Source organism: Massilia phyllostachyos, from assembly GCF_021044825.1.
Classification (GTDB): domain Bacteria; phylum Pseudomonadota; class Gammaproteobacteria; order Burkholderiales; family Burkholderiaceae_D; genus Telluria; species Telluria phyllostachyos.
In genome coordinates, this window is the sequence record NZ_JAJNOC010000003.1 from 497,312 (window position 1) to 513,965 (window position 16,654).

Below are 16,654 nucleotides of genomic sequence, written 5' to 3' on the forward strand. Positions count from 1 at the left end.
GCCTCATGAACTTCACCGCCGCTGACATCGCCCGCAACTTCGACCACGGCACCTTCGCACGCGGCGAGGACTATGCGCGCAGGGGCAAGGTCATCGCTGCAAGCTTCGTCTCCGACCGCGACATCGAAGGCAAGGTTTCCGGCAGCGGTGGCCAGATCTACTACCAGACGATCGGGCTCAAGCAGCTCAAGGCCGGCATCTACGTCGAGGGCGATTGCACCTGCCCGATGGACTACAACTGCAAGCACGTCGTGGCCGTGCTGCTGGCCAGCCTGGAACAACTGCGCCATGTCGCGCCTGGCGCGCTGGACCGGCGCGCCGAAGCCTGGCTCCAGCAGCTGGCAGCGGTGCAATCGCACATGCGGATCGCCGCGCCCGTGGATGCGGTCCCTGACCGGCAGTTCGCCGCCCTCCTGATGCCGGACCCGAACACCGGCGTACCCCGCCTGCACCTGATACGCCTGCGTTTTCACGCGGACGGCAATATCAAAGGCGCCGGCGTCGACAGCGACCTGCGGGGCTTGCTGGCGCCCCCGTCCCGGCTCGGGACAGAGGACGAGGAACTGGTACGGCAGCTGGCAAGCCTGCGCGCCGGCGCATACCAGCAGGAAGACGGCCTGGCCGGACCATTCGGCGCCCGCGTGCTGACCAGGCTGTGCGCGGCCGGGAGTCTGTGGTGGGCGGACTCGTTCGCCAAACTCAAACGCGGCGTCATGCACCTCTTGCAGCCTGGTCCCGTACGGCGGGCGCAGCTGGGCTGGCATGCGGACATTCCCGGCGAGGAAACCGTACGCCTGGGCTGGCGTTTCGATGGCGGTGCGGTGCTGTCCCATGTCCTGCCGGTCGAGCCGATGCATTACCTGCAGGGCGATATCCTGGGCGAATTGGCCGTGCCCGAAGCGCTCGCGTCCTTCAGTCCCGCCGGCCTGCTGTCGCTGGTGCGCCAGGCGCCCGCCTTGCAGCCGGAGCAGCGCGGCGAGATGGCGCGCCGGCTGGCGGCGCAGGGTCTGGATCGCGTGCTGCCGGCGCCGCAAGCCCTGGAGACGCGCCAGCGCGACGACATTGCGCCGGTGCCGCAATTGCTGCTCGACAGCGTCATGGTGGGGCGCGGAAAGCTGCAATGGCACGACTATGCGCTGCTGACCTTCGATTACGATGGCCTGCAGCCGGAAGGCGATGAGCCGGCCCTGAGCAGGATGAATGGCGATGCGGTCGAACTGGTGGTGCGCAACCTCAAGGCCGAAGCTGCGGCGCTGAAGGCCCTGGCCAAGTACGGCTTCGCGCCGGCGGGAGCGCATCCCGTGTTCGCCGATGCCGACGGCGCCTTGCTGCTGCCGGGTGAGGAGGCATGGGTAGCGTTCGCGCGCCAGTCGCTCGGCCGCCTGCAGGCCAAGGGCTGGCAGATCGAGTTCGGCGGCAATTATCGCTACGAGCTGGTCGAAGCCCAGGAGTGGTATGCCGAACTGAACGAGGAAGGGGAGGGAGCAGGCGACTGGTTCGCGCTCGAACTCGGGGTGCTGGTCGATGGCCGCCGCCATGCGCTGTTGCCGATGCTGGTGGAAATGATCCGCAAGGCGCCCCGCGAATTCGATGCCGCTACCCTGGCCGCGCGCGACGACGACAGCGCCCTGTTGATCGAGCTGCCCGATTCGACCAGGCTGGTGCTGCCCTGGGGCCGCGTCAAGCCGATCCTGCTCACCTTGGGCGAACTGTTCTCCGCCGAGCATCGCGGCGATGCGCTGCGCCTGCCGGTGCTGGACGCCGCCCGTCTCGCCGAACTGGAACGCGCCGCCCAGCTGCGCTGGATGGGCGGTGAGCGCCTGCGTGAACTGGGCAGCAGGATGGATGATTTCGCCGGCATCCGCCAGGTCGCCGCGCCCGCCGGCCTGCAGGCGACCTTGCGCCCCTACCAGCAGGCCGGATTGTCCTGGATGCAGTTCCTGCGAGAATACGGTTTCGGCGGCATCCTGGCCGACGACATGGGCTTGGGTAAAACCATCCAGACCCTGGCCCACATCCTGTGCGAAAAGGAAGCCGGCCGGCTCGATGCCCCGGCGCTGGTAGTGGCGCCGACCAGCCTGATGGGCAACTGGCAGGCCGAGGCGGCGCGCTTCGCGCCCGGCCTGAGGGTGCTGCTCCTGCACGGCAAGGACCGCGCCGCCTCCTTTGGCCAGGTTGCCGACGCCGACCTGGTGCTGACCACCTATCCGCTGCTGGGGCGCGACGAGGAGGCGCTGCGCGCGCAACGCTTCCACCTCTTGATCCTGGACGAGGCCCAATACATCAAGAACAGCCGCTCGCGCGCCGCGCAAGTCGCCTGCCTGCTGGAAGCCCGGCACCGCCTGTGCCTGACCGGCACGCCGGTGCAGAACCACTTGGGCGAGCTATGGTCGCAGTTCCATTTCCTGATGCCGGGACTGCTGGGGGACGACAAGGCATTCAACAAGCATTTCCGCAAGCCGATCGAGCAGCAGGGCGACAGCCTGCGCAAGGAGGGGCTGGTGCGCCGCATCCGGCCCTTCATGCTGCGGCGGACCAAGGACAAGGTGGCGACCGAGCTGCCGCCCAAGACCGAAATCGTGCTCCCGGTCGATTTCGCTCCCGCCCAGCGCGACCTGTACGAGACCGTGCGCCTGGCCATGGACCGCAAGGTGCGCGACGAGATCGACCGCAAGGGCCTGGCGCGCAGCCAGATCGTGATCCTCGACGCCCTCCTGAAGCTGCGCCAGGTCTGCTGCGACCCGCGCCTGCTCAAGCCGGCCAGGGACGCCGGATCGGCCAAGCTCGACGCACTGATGGATCTGCTGGAAACCTTGCTGAGCGAAGGCCGCAAGGTGCTGGTGTTTTCGCAGTTCACCAGCATGCTGGCCATCATCGAGGCGGAACTCGCGGCGCGCGCCGTCGATTTCGTGCTGCTGACCGGCGACACGGTCGATCGTCAGGCGCCGATCGCGGCGTTCCAGGAAGGCAGCGCCCAGGTATTCCTGATCAGTCTCAAGGCGGGCGGCGTGGGCCTGAACCTGACCGCGGCCGACACCGTCATCCATTACGACCCGTGGTGGAACCCCGCCAGCGAAAACCAGGCCACCGACCGCGCCTGGCGCATCGGCCAGGAACAGCCGGTATTCGTCTACAAGCTGCTGGCGCGGGGCACGCTGGAAGAGAAGATCCAGGACATGCAGCGCCGCAAGGGCGAGCTGGCGCATGCCGTGCTGGATGCGGGCGCCGCGTCTTCGCCGGCGATCGGCATGGAGGATCTGCAGGCGATCTTCGCCCCTTTGTCTGCCTGACGGTTCGTCAGGCGGCCGCGATCAGCTCCACCCGGTTGCCGAACGGATCCTCGATCCCCGCGCGGCGCCGCCCATAGACCTGCGCTTCCTCGCGCACCGCCACGCCGCGCTCACGCAGCAGCGCGCAATACTCATCGAACTCCTCGACCACGAAGGCCGGATGCGCCTTCTTGTTCGGCGCGAAGCCCTGTTCGGCGCCGATGTGCAGCTGGCTCGTCCCGAGCTGGAACCACACGCCGCCTGACGCGTTCAGCGGCGCCGGCTTCGGCACTTCCTGCAGGCCCAGCACGCCGCCATAGAAGGCGCGCGCGGCATCGTCGGCTCCCGGCGGGATGGCGACTTGCACGTGGTCGATATCGGCGATATGGGGCATGGCATTCTCCGCGGGCGGGTAGTGGTCGAGCCGGCATTATCGCACCGCTCTGGAACAGCGCCGGATTGCGTGATAGTGTTTGCGCCTTGCCACTTTGTTCATGAAGGAGCGCCCCATTGAAAAACCTCACTCTTCTCTTCGTCGGCCTGGCCGCAGCGAGCGCGCACGCGGCGGACGCCCCCACATTCGATCCCAAGCGCCTGTCCCAGGACGTGAAGGTACTGGCCTCGGACGAATTCGAGGGCCGCGGCCCGAACACCGCCGGTGAAACGAAAACCGTGGACTACCTGGTCCAGCAGTTCAAGGCGGCCGGCCTGCAGCCGGGCGGCGACCTCGCCAATGGCAAGCGCGCCTGGACCCAGGACGTGCCGCTGGGCCGCTTCGAGATCAAGGGGCCGGTCAGCCTGAAGCTGACCCAGGCCGGCAAGAGCCGCAGCCTGGTGCAGGGCGAGGACATGGCGGTGCGCGCCTCGATGAGCGGCATGAAGCAGGTGGCCTTCAAGAATGCGCCGCTGGTGTTCGTCGGCTACGGCGTCACCGCGCCGGAGCGCAAGTGGGATGACTTCAAGGGCATGGACCTGAAGGGCAAGCTGGCCGTGGTCTTGATCAACGACCCGGACTTCGAAACCGGCCAGGGTGAATTCGGCGGCAAGGCGATGACCTATTACGGCCGCTGGACCTACAAGTTCGAGGAGATGGCGCGGCGCGGGGCGCTGGGCACGATCATCGTGCACGAGACCGCGCCGGCGTCCTATGGCTGGGCGACGGTGAAGAATTCCAACACCAACGTGATGTACGACGTGGTGCGCAAGGAGCCGCTCAAGTCGCACGCGCCGATGGAAGCCTGGATCCAGCGCGACCTTGCCGCCGGCCTCTTCAAAGCAGCCGGGCTCGACTTCGAAGCGCTGAAAAAGCAGGCGCAAACGCGCGGCTTCAAGCCGGTCGAGCTCAAGGGCGTGACCCTGTCGGCCGAGTACGCGGTCGATGCCCAGGTCATCAAGTCGAAGAACGTGGTCGCGATCCGTCCGGGCAGCAAACAGCCGGGCCAGGTCGTGGTCTACAGCGGCCACTGGGACCACCTCGGCGTGGGCCTGCCGGATGCGAAGGGCGACAAGATCTATAACGGCGCGGTCGACAACGCCACCGGCATCGCCGCCATGCTGGAACTGGCGCGCGCCTATGGCAAGGCGCCGGCGCCGGCGCGCAGCGTCGTGTTCCTGGCGGTGACTGCGGAAGAAAAGGGCCTGCTCGGCTCGGAATACTATGCGTCGAACCCGCTGTATCCGCTGGCCTCGACCGTGGCGGTGATCAATATGGACGCGCTCAGCCCCTACGGCCCGGCGCACAACTTCACCATCTCGGGCAGCGCCAAGCTGGAACTGCTGGACCAGCTGGTCGACAAGGCCAAGGGCTGGAAGATGGTGTATTCGGCGGATCCGAAGCCGGAAGCGGGCTACTTCTTCCGCTCCGACCACTTCCCCTTCGCCAAGCGCGGCGTGCCGGCGATTTCCTTCGGCTCGGGCAGCGACTGGGCCGAGGGCGGGGTCAAGGCGGGCAAGGCATCGGAAGCGGCCTATACGGAGAAGAACTACCACCAGCCGTCGGACAGCTTCGATCCCAGCTGGCCCTTCACCGGCATGGCGCGCGACCTCGAGCTGCTATACGCACTGGGCAATGACCTGGCCAACTCGAACACGTGGCCGAACTGGGCGTCCGACTCGGAGTTCCGTGCGGCGCGCGACGGCTCGGCGTCGCTGCGCAAATAATGTAAAAGGGCGGGCAGCTCGCGCTGCCCGCCCGTTCGCGGAACCACGGCGTTTGCGCGCCGTGGATCAGGCCAGGATTACCAGCCCAGGTCTTTCAGCAGCGGCAGCGTCAGGTCCTTCGGCGGGTTCACATCCAGCGTCAGGTCGTTGTTGATGCTCGGTTCCATCAGCAGGTTCGGGGACGCCGACACGTCGAAGTGCGAAACCGAGGAACCTGACACCAGCGGGTTCGGCGTGTACAGCAGCGGACGACCGAACCTGTCGGCGCCGGCCTTGCGGTTCGGGTCGATGGCGAGCGAGGCAGTCACCTCGCCCGGCTGGCTGCGCGAACCATAGGGCTTGGCCGCAGCCACGGCTGACTTCAGCGTGGCGCCGTCTTCGCGGGTGATGCCGACCGACGGAATGCGGATCGAGGAATCGGCGCCGCCCGGTGCGAAGGAACCGCCCGCATTGTTGACCAGGACCACGCCCACGGCGCCCGCGTCCTGCGCATTCTTCACCTTCACAGCGAAGTTACAGCCGCCGCGGTCGATGATCGGCACCTTGCCTTTGGTCGCTGCGGCATTGGCCGCATTGAACGGCGAGCAGCCCGGGCCGGCTTCGCCGGCCTGGGTGGCGATGACCGCCAGGGCGCCGAGCTTGCCGTTGCTCGGCACGGCCGGACCGAACAGCGACGCGGTGTACGGCGCGGTCGCGATCTTGCCGGCAGGGCTGGCCGACTGCACCACCGGCTGCGGATTCAGCATGCTGGCGCCGGCGACGGTGTTCGGGCCGATCCAGGCCAGTTGCTCCGGATTGATCGCGGACGCTTTGCGCTCGGCATTGCTCATCTGCAGCCAGGTCTTCTTGGCCGTGTTGTCGTACATGAAGCGTTCCCAGATGCTCGGATAGCCGCCCGAACGCGCGCCGGTATTGTTGTTCACGCCGAGCACCGAGAAGCCCAGGCCGTGGCCCAGCTCGTGCAGCAGGGTGGCCGCGAAGTCGACTTCGTCGCCTTCGTTGCCGTCCAGGCCGAGGTAGAAAGGACTGCCGTCGAGGCAACCCGGCTGGCCGAGGCGGGCGTTGAACTGGGTCTTGATGTCGACATTGCCGTAGCCGGTGCCGTCGTCCGGCGTCTCTCCGGACAGGTTGAAGCCGAGCAGCTTGTTGGCGAGGGCCTGCGGGTAGATCGTCGGCAGCTGGCCGGTCTCGGTGAGGATCCAGGCGTTCCAGGCGCCGGCGCTGCCAAGGGTGGCGGAGGTCGCGGTGCAGGCCAGGTTTTCCCAGCCGGCCGAGACGGTGATCTCGACGTCGCTTTGCAGATTTTTTTCCCAGATATCGGCGACGTGGCGATACACGTTCCAGCGCTGTTCGCCGAGCGTGGTGCCCATATTGCCACCGACCGGCTTCACCGGGGTCTTGTCGTTGAAGCCGTAGCCTGGCGCATCGCGGCTGGTGATCGTGATCTTGGCGGCTTGCGCGCTCAGGCAGGTCAGGGCGACCGCGGCGGCAATCAGCGAACGCGCGACGGTGCGCGAAGTTGGTTTCATCTGCATGGTTACTCCGTGACGGCCTGGTTGGTATGGACGTGGCCCTTGGCCACCGCGTCGGCGCCGGCGCCGTGCGAGTCGAAGCACTGGCGCTCGATGCTGCCGTCGGTCTTGCGCACGGCGACCGAGGTGCTCATCGATTCATCGTTGAGGCGGAAACCGCGGATGCCGCTGCTGTGGGACTTGTTCAGGACAAAACCGGGCGTGGCCGTGCGCGCTACCGCGCTCCGGGCGGCGGGCGCCTGGGCCTTCAGCGCAGCCACTTCTTCAGCGGTCGGGGCGCGCAGCTTGCCGGTCTGGGCGTCCTTGACGACGGTCAGCGCCTCGGCCTGGGGGGCAGCGTCCTGATTTTCTTGCGCAAATGCGCTCTGGGCACCCAGGCCCAGCAGGGCCAGGGTGATGCCGGCGGCGCACAGCAGGCGCTGGCCGGAGTGGTGTTTCTGGGACATGGAATTCTCCTGAATTTGGGAAGGTGAAGCGTGATGCTGGTGCTTGCGGATGCGTGCCTCAGCCGCGCTTGCGGCGGCGAGCTGCGACCAGGCCCATGACGCCGGCGCCCAGGATCAGCATGCTCGACGGCTCAGGGATCTCGCTGATCGAGAGGCGGTCCAGGCCGATGTAGCTGGAAGTGTCTGCAGCACCCGTGTACTGCAGGGCAAAGCGGGCATTGCCGGTTGCCGCGCCCTTGTCGATGCGCGCCGTGTAGCGCATCCAGCCATCCGACGACACCGTCGTGGCCGCGGTCAACGCGAAGGCTGCGAGGTCGGTGCTGCCGTTACTGAATCCGAAGGCGATGTTGTCGGTGAATCCGGGATCGTCGGCCGCGCGCAGCCAGAACGACACGATGGCGCCTTCGGCCAGAGAGAATTCGGGGGTGATCAGCCAGTTGGAGATGGTCCCGCCTGCAGGCGCGTTGTAGTAATTCGCGGCGATATAGCTGTTGGGTGCACCGTCGAGCGAGCGGAAAATATTCTCGGCGCCCTGGTACCAGCCGGTGGTGCCGCCCGGGGTGCTGGCGTTGGTCATCACCCAGCCTTTGCCGTTGAGGGTGCTGACGTCGTCGAAACCTTCATTGAGAAGATGGCCGGCTTGGGCCGACACCATCATCCCCGACATGACCAGTGCAGCAAGTGCTTTTTTCATCATTGAATGCGCTCCAGAGAGTTGGACAGCGGGCAGCGCGCTTGTGGCGGCGACAGTCCCGAATAACGGCGGCGAGATAAGAAATTGCCGATAACGTCTGTTAGGCATTTAACGTGCCAGCTCCGTATGTATTTGATTTCGTTAAAGAATATTGATTTAGCTTAAGTCTTACTTAAGTAAGTGTAAGAATATTCGACAAAAACAGATATTTTCTTACAATTTGCACCATAAAAGTGCAGTATATCGAATGTTTTTAATGCAACATTTCTTCGGGATAATGATGGTGCAGTGCGGTTCGTACAATGGAGAAAAGGGTGAAAAGCCAAGGATGAAGCCAGTGCCTTGCACTGCATCATGATGGGGCGGCGTCGCGGCTGGGCAGGCGTCGGAAAACCTGACAGTGAGGAAGGCGATCGACGTCGAAGTTTCGGAGAAGCCAGCGTATGCAACTGCTGTTAGAATTTGTGATCTTCTTTCACGCCAAGGGCAGGAGTACCAAATCCTACGTTTTCTTGTCACTGCAGCGATACGCCGGCCGAGGCAGGCGGCGGCTGTCTCCCTGGTCCTGCTGGCAGCATTAGCCGGCGCGATGACGTATTCCGCGTTCCTGCTGGTCGGGGTGTTGGCCGACTACCTCGGCACGGGCCGGGTTGTCGCTGGCCTGCTGCTCGGAGCTGTCCTCGCAAGGTTCCCCTGGATCGGCCAGGGCAGGCTGCGCCTCGTCGGCCTGTTGCCCAAGCCTGTCCGCCGGCCACTCGTTGCCGGCATGTTCGCGCTGTGCATGGTGCACTTCCTGGCGCGCGGAGACTACGTGTCTGCGGCGTTCACGGGATTTGCGGCAGGCTTCATCGTGGTCATGCCGTGGCTGAGGCGCGCCGCGTTCGACCGGGTGACCTCGTCCATGTCCGCGTTCGGGCGCAACCCGTTCAAACGCGCACGCAGCGACGGCATGGTGATCGATGGAGAATTCAGGGAGAGGAAGGACTGACCATCGGTCGCGAGGAAAGCGACCTTGCAAAACAAAAACGCCAACCTGCATGGGTTGGCGTTTCGTTTGCTGCTGAATTCTTGGTGGCCCGGGGCGGAATCGAACCACCGACACAAGGATTTTCAATCCTCTGCTCTACCAACTGAGCTACCAGGCCAAGAGAGGCATGATTATAGCCAGCGTTTTTCATCCGCGCAAGCCCGAGGGTGTGAAAAAACGCCCATGGCTGCGTTGCCTCGCCTCGCCGTACTAGCGTACTGTCTTCGACTCGGCGCCTTGCCCTGGCCGCTTTTTAACACCCTCTAGAGTGTGGCGTGTCACAACGCCCGGGCACGCCATTGGCATCTCGCTATAATGTGTTTCATGACTACCACCACCGCCCAGCACCGCAGCGACGTCTGCATCGTCGGCAATGGCGCCATCGCCAAGACCGCCGCCCTCGGTTTCGCCCAGTCGGGGTACAGCGTCACCCTGCTGGTGCCGCCCGCGCGCCCGGCGCCGGAATCGGCCATGTCCTCGGCCGCGGAAAAACCGTGGGACGTGCGGGTGTACGCCCTGAACCACACCGCGCACGATCTGCTCGCCGGCCTGAAAGTCTGGGGCGCGCTCGACCTGGCGCGGGTGCAGGCGGTCGATGCGATGGACATCCATGGCGACGGCCAGCAGGGCGGCAACCTCGGTTTCGACGCCTTCGGCGCCCACGTCGGCACCCTGGCCTGGATCGTCGAGGACAGCAACCTGAACGGCGCGCTGGACGCGGCCCTGAAATTCGCGGCGAACGTGCAGATCGTGTCCGGCTGCGCGGTCGACCTCAGCTGCAGCGAAGCGGGCGCCGGCGTCACGCTGGAAAACGGGTCGAAAATCGCCTGCGAGCTGGTGGTCGGCGCCGACGGGCGCGAATCCTGGGTGCGCGGGCAGTGCGACATCGGGGTCGACTACCGCATGTATCACCAGCGCGCCATCGTCACCAATTTCGCCTGCGAGAAGCCGCACCACGGCGTCGCCCACCAGTGGTTCACCTGCGCCGACGGCATCGTCGCGCTGCTGCCGCTGCCGGGAAACCGGGTGTCGCTGGTCTGGTCGGCGCCGGAAACGCTGGCCGACACCCTGATGAACGAGTCGCTCGGCGAGCTGGCGATCCGCCTCGGCGCCTACGCCGACGAGAAGCTGGGCCCCTTGCGCCCGCTGCAGCCGGAAGCCGTCAAGGCGGTGCCGCTGGCGCTGGTGCGGCCGCACGCGCTGGTGGCGCCGCGGGTGGCGCTGGTGGGCGACGCCGCCCACGCCGTGCATCCGCTGGCCGGCCATGGCATGAACCTGGGCTTCGGCGACATCCACGACCTGTTGCAGGTGCTGCGCGAACGCGAAGACCGGCGCGGCATCGCCGACGAACGGGTGCTGGCGCGCTATGCCCGCAAGCGCAAGGAAGACGTGCTGCTCATGCAATGGGCGACCGACGGCCTGGAGCGGCTGTTCGGCGCCAACCTCGAGCCGGTACGCATGGTCCGCAATTTCGGATTAAACTTGCTCGATAAGTTGCCTATGGTTAAGCGTCGCCTGATGTCGCACGCGATGGGCAAGTAAAACCTCAAGGAATACACCATGTTGAAAACCAAAGTCGCCGTCCTGCTGGCGACGGGCCTGCTCGCATCCTGCGTCGAGGCGCAGAACACCGAAGCCACCATCAAGAAGGCGCTCGAGCCGAAACTCGGCGGCGCCAAGATCGAATCGGTGCGCGAAACGCCGTATGGCGGCCTGTACGAAGTGCGGGTCGCCGGCGACATCCTGTATACGGACAAGAAGGGCGACTACCTGTTCATCGGCCACGTCTACGACACCAAGACCTCGACCGACCTGACCCGCGCCCGCATCGACGAGATCAACAAGATCAAGTTCTCCGACCTGCCGCTGGAGATGGCCCTGAAGCAGGTCAAGGGCAACGGCAAGCGCACCATCGCCGTGTTCGAGGATCCGAACTGCGGCTACTGCAAGCGCCTGCGCCAGACCACGCTCAAGGAACTCGACAACGTCACCATCTACACCTTCATGTACAACATCCTGTCCGAGGATTCCTTCGTGAAGTCGAAGAACATCTGGTGCGCGCCGGACCGCGTGAAGGCCTGGGACGACTGGATGATCGACGGCAAGCTGCCACCGAACGCGCCGGCCGCCTGTGAAACGCCGAACGACCAGGTCGTCGCCCTCGGCCACAAACTCAAGATCCAGGGCACGCCGGCGATCTTCTTCACCGACGGTTCGCGCATTCCGGGCGCGGTGGATTTGAAGTCGCTGGAAGCCAAGCTGCAATCGTTGAAGTAATAACGTCGGGTGGGCGGGGAACCCGCCCACCCGACAAAAACAAAACCAGAACCAGGGGTAGTACATGGTGACCTTGAACATCAACGGGCGCGACCTGCAGGTCGACGCCGATCCTTCCACGCCCATCCTCTGGGCGCTGCGCGACAATCTCAACATGACCGGCACCAAGTTCGGCTGCGGCGCGGCCCTGTGCGGCGCCTGCACCGTGCACCTGGACGGCAACCCGATCCGCTCCTGCATCACGCCGATCGCGAGCGCGCAGGGCATGAAGATCACCACCATCGAGGCGATGGAAAACGACACCGTCGGCAAGGCGGTGCAGGACGCCTGGGTCAAGCACGACGTGCCGCAATGCGGCTACTGCCAGAGCGGCCAGGTGATGAGCGCCGTCGCCCTGCTGCGCACCAACAAGCGCCCGCTTGATGCCGACATCGACAATGCGATGAGCGGGAATATCTGCCGCTGCGGCACCTACCAACGGATCCGTGCGGCCATCAAGGATGCCGCCACGACCCTGGCATAAGGAGCCGCCATGTACATCGACTGGATCGACCGCGCGGCGCTGAGCCGCGCCATCGGCAGCGGCCTGTCGCGCCGCGGCTTCCTGAAAACCGGGGCGCTGGCCACCGGCGGCCTGGTGCTGGGCTTCGTCCTGCCGGGATCGAACCGCTTCGCCCTGGCGCAGGACGCCGGCAAGACCTACGCTCCCAACGCCTTCCTGCGCATCGCGCCCGACAACACCGTCACCGTGATCGTCAACCGGCTGGAATTCGGCCAGGGCGTGCACACGGCGCTGCCGATGCTGATCGCCGAGGAGCTCGACGCCGACTGGTTGCAGATGCGCGGCGAGCTGGCGCCGGCCGGTGAACCGTACAAGGACCCGGCCTTCGGCATCCAGATCACCGGCGGCTCGGGCAGCATCGCGCGCGGCTTTACCCAGTACCGCGAGATCGGCGCCCGTGCCCGCGCCATGCTGGTGGCGGCCGCCGCCGAGCAGTGGAAAGTCCAACCCGGCCAGTGCCGCACCGAGAAGGGCGTCGTCATCGGCCCGGCCGGCCAAAAGGCGAGCTATGGTGCGCTGGCGGAAGCCGCGATGAGGCAGCCCGTCCCGGCCACCGTCGTGCTCAAGGAGCCGAAGGCCTTCCGCTACATCGGCAAGCCGATGCGCCGCATCGATGCGCGCGCCAAGTCGAGCGGCCGCCAGCAGTTCGGCATCGATTTCACGCCGGAGAACGCGGTCACCGTGGTGGTGGCGCGGCCGCCGGTGTTCGGCGCGAAGGTGGCGAAGTTCGACGCCGCCGCGGCGCGCGCCGTGCAGGGCGTGCGCGCCGTGCTGGAAGTGGAGCTGGACCGCGGCGCCCGTGGCGTGGCCGTGTTCGCGAGCGGCTACTGGCCGGCCAGGCAGGGCCGCGACGCGCTGAACGCCGAGTGGAACACGAATGATCTCGAGAAGGTGAGCAGCGCGCAGCAGCTGGCGCGCTATCGCGAGCTGGCGCAGGCGCCCGGCGGCGCGGTCGCCCGCAAAGCCGACGTGTCGACGCTGGCCGGCGCGCCGCACCGCATCTCGGCCGTGTACGAGTTCCCCTATCTGGCGCATGCGCCGATGGAGCCGCTCAACTGCGTGGTCGAGCTGCAGGAGAACGGCTGCACCATCTGGGCCGGCACCCAGTTCCAGACCGTGGACCAGGGCGCGGCGGCGGCGCTGCTGGGCTTGAAACCCGAGCAGGTCACGATCAACACCATGATGGCGGGCGGCGGCTTCGGCCGGCGCGGCGTGCCGGCTTCCGACTGGGTCGGCGACGCCGTGCGCATCGCCAAGGCCTATAAAGCCGCCGGCCACACGGGTGCGGTCAAGGTGGTGTGGAGCCGCGAAGACGACATCCGCGGCGGCTACTACCGCCCGTCCTATGTGCACCGCGCCGACATCGGCATCGACGCCAAGGGCGACATCATCGCCTGGGACCACAAGGTGGTGGGCCAGTCGATCATGGCCGGCACCCTGTTCGAGGCCGGCATGGTCAAGGACGGCGTCGACGGCACCACGGTCGAAGGCCTGGGCGAACCGTACGCCGTGCCGCTGAACCTGAGCGTGGACAGCGTGAAGCAGAACGTGCCGGTGCTGTGGTGGCGCTCGGTCGGCTCGACCCACACCGCCTTCGTGATGGAGACCCTGATCGATGAGGCGGCCCATCTCGCCAAGGTCGATCCGGTCGCCTACCGCAAGACGCTGATGGGCGAGAAGCATGCGCGCCATCGCGCCGCGCTGGACCTCGCGGTGGCGAAGTCCGGCTACGGCAAGAAGGCGCTGCCGAAGGGACGCGCCTGGGGCGTGGCGGTGCACGAGTCCTTCGGCTCGGTGGTCGCCTATGTGGTCGAGGCCTCGGTGGTCGATGGCGTTCCGAAGCTGCACCGCGCGGTCGCCGGCGTGCACTGCAACCAGCCGGTGAACCCGCTGTCGATCGAGGCGCAGATCCAGGGCGCGGCGCTGATGGGATTGGGCATGACCCTGCCGGGCGCCGCGATCACGCTCAAGGACGGCGTGGTGGAGCAGCAGAACTTCGGCGACTACGTGGTGGCGCGCCACCACGAGATGCCGCAGGTCGAGGTGCACATCGTGCCGTCGAACGATCCGCCGACCGGCATCGGCGAGCCGGGCCTGCCGCCGCTGGCGCCGGCCTTTGCCAACGCCGTGTTCCGCCTGACTGGCAAGCGGCTGCGCAAGCTGCCGTTCGACCTGGCGTCGGCGTAAGCCATGACGGCCTTGACCGGCATCCTGTTGGCGGCCGGGCGGGGCCGGCGCTTCGATCCGCAGGGCGCGCGCAACAAGCTGCTGCAGGCGCTGCCGGGCGGCGACCTCGTGGTCGCGGCCAGCGCGCGCCATCTCCTCGCCTGCCTGCCGCGCGTGGTGGCGGTGGTGCCGCCGGATGACGGCGGGGTAGGCGACATCCTGCGCGGTCTCGGCTGCGAGGTCACGGTGTGTCCGGACGCCGACACCGGGATGGGCGCCTCGCTCGTGCACGCGGTGCGCCATGCATTGCCGGCCGCGGGCTGGGTGGTGGCGCTGGGCGACATGCCCTTCGTCGAGCACGCCACCCTGGCCGCCCTGCGCGACGCAGTCGTGGATGGGGCCGGCATCGCCGTGCCCGTCCATGAAGGCCGGCGCGGCAACCCGGTCGCGTTCGGCGCCTGTCACCGCGACGCGCTGCTGGAGACGACGGGCGACCAGGGCGCGCGCCGCCTGCTGCTGGCGCATCCCGTGACCGAGATCGCGGTGGCGGACCCCGGCATCCTGCGCGACATCGACCTGCCGTCCGACCTGGCTGTATGACATATGCATGTCAATGTTTCCAGGAGTGATCGAATCCGATTACACTAGGGAGTATTCCGGCCGCCTGTCCATACAACTATGAAAAAACCTTCCCAGCGCAAGCAAGCTTCGTCACCTGCCGTCCAGTACACCATCGTGCCCAAGGACCTGGCGGGCCACCTGTTCAACGTCACTGTCACGGTCGCGGCCCCGGACCCCGAGGGACAGGTCTTCGCACTGCCGGCATGGATCCCGGGCAGCTACATGATCCGCGAGTTCGCCCGCAACATCGTGCGCATCCGCGCCGAGAGCGCCGGGACGGACGTGGCGCTGACCAAGCTGGACAAGCATTCCTGGCGCGCGGCCAGGGTTTCCGGTCCACTCACCCTGCACTACGAGGTCTACGCCTGGGACCTGTCGGTGCGCGCCGCCCACCTCGACCAGACACACGGCTTCTTCAACGGCACCAGCGTGTTCCTGCGCGTGGTGGGCCAGGAAGCGCTGACGCAGCAGGTCGACATCCAGCGCCCGGGCGACCCGGCGGCCAAGACCTGGCGCGTCGCCACCGCGATGAAGGAACTGGGCGCCAAGCGCTACGGCTTCGGCACCTATGTGGCGGCCAACTACGACGAGCTGATCGACCACCCGGTCGAGATGGGCGACTTCGAACTGGCCACCTTCAAGTCGCACGGCATCCCGCACGACATCGTCATCACCGGCCGCGTGCCGAACCTCGACATGGCGCGCCTGCAGGCCGATCTGAAGGCCATCTGCGACACCCAGATCGCCTTCTTCGAGCCAACGACGAAGCGGGCGCCGATGGACCGCTACGTGTTCATGACGATGGCGGTCGGCGACGGCTACGGCGGCCTGGAGCACCGCGCCTCGACCGCGCTGATCGCCGCGCGCGCCGACCTGCCGAGCCTCGCCGCGCCCAAGACCGCCGAGCCGGGCGAGGGCTACCTGCGCTTCCTCGGCCTGTGCAGCCACGAGTACTTCCACACCTGGAACGTCAAGCGCATCAAGCCGGCCGTGTTCGCGCCCTACGACCTGCAGGTCGAGAACTACACGCCGCTCTTGTGGCTGTTCGAAGGTTTCACCAGTTACTACGATGACCTGATGCTGGTGCGCGCCGGGATCATCGGCGAGGCGACCTATTTCAAGCTGCTCGGTAAAACCATCGGCGGCGTGCTGCGCGGCAGCGGGCGCCTGAAGCAGAGCGTGGCCGATTCCAGCTTCGACGCCTGGAGCAAGTACTACCGCCAGGACGAGAATTCGCCGAACGCCATCATCAGCTACTACACCAAGGGCTCGCTGATCGGTCTCGCCTTCGACCTGACCATCCGCGCCAAGACCGGCGGCGCCAAGTCGCTCGACGACGTGATGCTGGCGCTGTGGGAACGCTTCGGCCGCGACTTCTACAAAGGCGCCGGCCGTGGCGTGACGGAAGCCGAAGTCGAGGCGATCTTCGACGAGGTCGCGGGCGCGCGCCTGCGCACGCAGTTCGACCGCTGGGTGCGCGGCACCGAAGACCTGCCGCTGGCCAAGCTGTACGCCGGCTTCGGCGTCAAGCTGGTCGACGAGCGCAAGGGCGGCAAGCCGTCGCTCGACGCCGGCATCGGCCGCGACCCGATCGGCGCCAAGCTGACCCAGGTCCACGAAGGCGGCGCCGCCCACCGCGCCGGCCTGTCGGCGCAGGACGTGCTGATCGCGATCGACGGCCTGCGCGTGAACGGCAATCCGGCCAATGTCGACAGCCTGCTGTGCCGCTACCGCGTCGGCGACAAGGTGAAAGTCCATGCCTTCCGCCGCGACGAGCTGATGGAGTTCGAGGTGACCCTGCAGGGTGACCGCGTGCCGGGCATCACCGTGTCGCAAGCAATCGCCGGCAAGAAGTCGACTTCGCTGAAACGTCCAAGCGCAGTGTAGTAGGGTGGACGGC

General features: G+C 66.6%; 13 protein-coding genes and 1 tRNA gene. 9 read left to right on the forward strand and 5 right to left on the reverse strand.

Translation table 11 applies throughout. The annotated features are described in order from the left end of the window. The first annotated feature begins 5 nt into the window (after positions 1-5). A complete protein-coding gene (locus LQ564_RS13150; RefSeq protein ID WP_231058545.1) occupies positions 6-3,290 on the forward strand; it encodes a DEAD/DEAH box helicase in 3,285 nt (1,094 codons plus the stop codon). Positions 3,291-3,297: 7 nt separating this feature from the next. Here the strand turns inward: LQ564_RS13150 and LQ564_RS13155 are convergent, their stop codons facing one another. Beyond that, a complete protein-coding gene (locus LQ564_RS13155; protein ID WP_231058546.1) occupies positions 3,298-3,663 on the reverse strand; it encodes a VOC family protein in 366 nt (121 codons plus the stop codon). 116 nt (positions 3,664-3,779) lie between these two features. On the opposite strand from LQ564_RS13155, the gene LQ564_RS13160 reads away from it, so the two are divergent. Continuing rightward, positions 3,780-5,429, forward strand: coding sequence for a M28 family metallopeptidase (locus LQ564_RS13160; protein WP_231058547.1), 1,650 nt, complete (start codon positions 3,780-3,782; stop codon positions 5,427-5,429). Positions 5,430-5,506: 77 nt separating this feature from the next. Here the strand turns inward: LQ564_RS13160 and LQ564_RS13165 are convergent, their stop codons facing one another. Genes LQ564_RS13165 through LQ564_RS13175 form a run of 3 tightly spaced genes read right to left on the reverse strand, consistent with a single transcriptional unit; the run spans position 5,507 to position 8,104 of the window. Continuing rightward, positions 5,507-6,964, reverse strand: coding sequence for a PA domain-containing protein (locus LQ564_RS13165; protein WP_231058548.1), 1,458 nt, complete (start codon positions 6,962-6,964; stop codon positions 5,507-5,509). 2 nt (positions 6,965-6,966) lie between these two features. Continuing rightward, positions 6,967-7,407, reverse strand: coding sequence for a post-PEP-CTERM-1 domain-containing protein (locus tag LQ564_RS13170; RefSeq protein WP_231058549.1), 441 nt, complete (start codon positions 7,405-7,407; stop codon positions 6,967-6,969). Between the two features lie 58 nt (positions 7,408-7,465). Further along, on the reverse strand, positions 7,466-8,104 hold the full coding sequence (locus tag LQ564_RS13175; RefSeq protein WP_231058550.1) for a choice-of-anchor J family PEP-CTERM protein: 639 nt from the start codon (positions 8,102-8,104) through the stop codon (positions 7,466-7,468). Positions 8,105-8,501: 397 nt separating this feature from the next. On the opposite strand from LQ564_RS13175, the gene LQ564_RS13180 reads away from it, so the two are divergent. Beyond that, a complete protein-coding gene (locus LQ564_RS13180; protein ID WP_231058551.1) occupies positions 8,502-9,089 on the forward strand; it encodes a hypothetical protein in 588 nt (195 codons plus the stop codon). 81 nt (positions 9,090-9,170) lie between these two features. On the opposite strand, the gene LQ564_RS13185 is transcribed toward LQ564_RS13180, so the two are convergent. Next, positions 9,171-9,246, reverse strand: a tRNA-Phe gene (locus LQ564_RS13185). Positions 9,247-9,452: 206 nt separating this feature from the next. Here LQ564_RS13185 and LQ564_RS13190 point away from each other — a divergent pair. The 6 genes from LQ564_RS13190 to LQ564_RS13215 all read left to right on the forward strand — a co-directional run bounded on the left by LQ564_RS13190 (position 9,453) and on the right by LQ564_RS13215 (position 16,641). Next, entirely contained in the window at positions 9,453-10,670 is a 1,218-nt protein-coding gene (locus LQ564_RS13190) for an FAD-dependent monooxygenase (protein ID WP_231058552.1), read from the forward strand. An 18-nt stretch (positions 10,671-10,688) separates the two neighbouring features. Next, positions 10,689-11,405 carry a DsbC family protein gene (locus LQ564_RS13195; RefSeq protein ID WP_231058553.1) on the forward strand — a complete coding sequence of 239 codons (717 nt, stop codon included), beginning with the start codon at positions 10,689-10,691 and terminating at the stop codon, positions 11,403-11,405. Between the two features lie 64 nt (positions 11,406-11,469). After that, positions 11,470-11,928, forward strand: a complete 459-nt coding sequence (locus tag LQ564_RS13200; protein ID WP_231058554.1) for a (2Fe-2S)-binding protein — start codon at positions 11,470-11,472, stop codon at positions 11,926-11,928. Positions 11,929-11,937: 9 nt separating this feature from the next. Then, a complete protein-coding gene (locus LQ564_RS13205; RefSeq protein ID WP_231058555.1) occupies positions 11,938-14,154 on the forward strand; it encodes a xanthine dehydrogenase family protein molybdopterin-binding subunit in 2,217 nt (738 codons plus the stop codon). Between the two features lie 3 nt (positions 14,155-14,157). Beyond that, entirely contained in the window at positions 14,158-14,733 is a 576-nt protein-coding gene (locus LQ564_RS13210; protein ID WP_231058556.1) for a nucleotidyltransferase family protein, read from the forward strand. A 78-nt stretch (positions 14,734-14,811) separates the two neighbouring features. Continuing rightward, positions 14,812-16,641, forward strand: a complete 1,830-nt coding sequence (locus tag LQ564_RS13215) for a M61 family metallopeptidase (RefSeq protein ID WP_231058557.1) — start codon at positions 14,812-14,814, stop codon at positions 16,639-16,641. Positions 16,642-16,654: the final 13 nt, after the last annotated feature.

Excerpts from the sequence above, each read along its gene's own strand:
- LQ564_RS13150 (WP_231058545.1), top strand. The coding sequence starts at position 6 with ATGAACTTCACCGCCGCTGACATCGCCCGCAACTTCGACCACGGCACC.
- LQ564_RS13155 (WP_231058546.1), bottom strand. The coding sequence starts at position 3,663 with ATGCCCCATATCGCCGATATCGACCACGTGCAAGTCGCCATCCCGCCG.
- LQ564_RS13165 (WP_231058548.1), bottom strand. The coding sequence starts at position 6,964 with ATGCAGATGAAACCAACTTCGCGCACCGTCGCGCGTTCGCTGATTGCC.
- LQ564_RS13170 (WP_231058549.1), bottom strand. The coding sequence starts at position 7,407 with ATGTCCCAGAAACACCACTCCGGCCAGCGCCTGCTGTGCGCCGCCGGC.
- LQ564_RS13175 (WP_231058550.1), bottom strand. The coding sequence starts at position 8,104 with ATGATGAAAAAAGCACTTGCTGCACTGGTCATGTCGGGGATGATGGTG.
- LQ564_RS13190 (WP_231058552.1), top strand. The coding sequence starts at position 9,453 with ATGACTACCACCACCGCCCAGCACCGCAGCGACGTCTGCATCGTCGGC.
- LQ564_RS13195 (WP_231058553.1), top strand. The coding sequence starts at position 10,689 with ATGTTGAAAACCAAAGTCGCCGTCCTGCTGGCGACGGGCCTGCTCGCA.
- LQ564_RS13200 (WP_231058554.1), top strand. The coding sequence starts at position 11,470 with ATGGTGACCTTGAACATCAACGGGCGCGACCTGCAGGTCGACGCCGAT.
- LQ564_RS13205 (WP_231058555.1), top strand. The coding sequence starts at position 11,938 with ATGTACATCGACTGGATCGACCGCGCGGCGCTGAGCCGCGCCATCGGC.
- LQ564_RS13210 (WP_231058556.1), top strand. The coding sequence starts at position 14,158 with ATGACGGCCTTGACCGGCATCCTGTTGGCGGCCGGGCGGGGCCGGCGC.
- LQ564_RS13215 (WP_231058557.1), top strand. The coding sequence starts at position 14,812 with ATGAAAAAACCTTCCCAGCGCAAGCAAGCTTCGTCACCTGCCGTCCAG.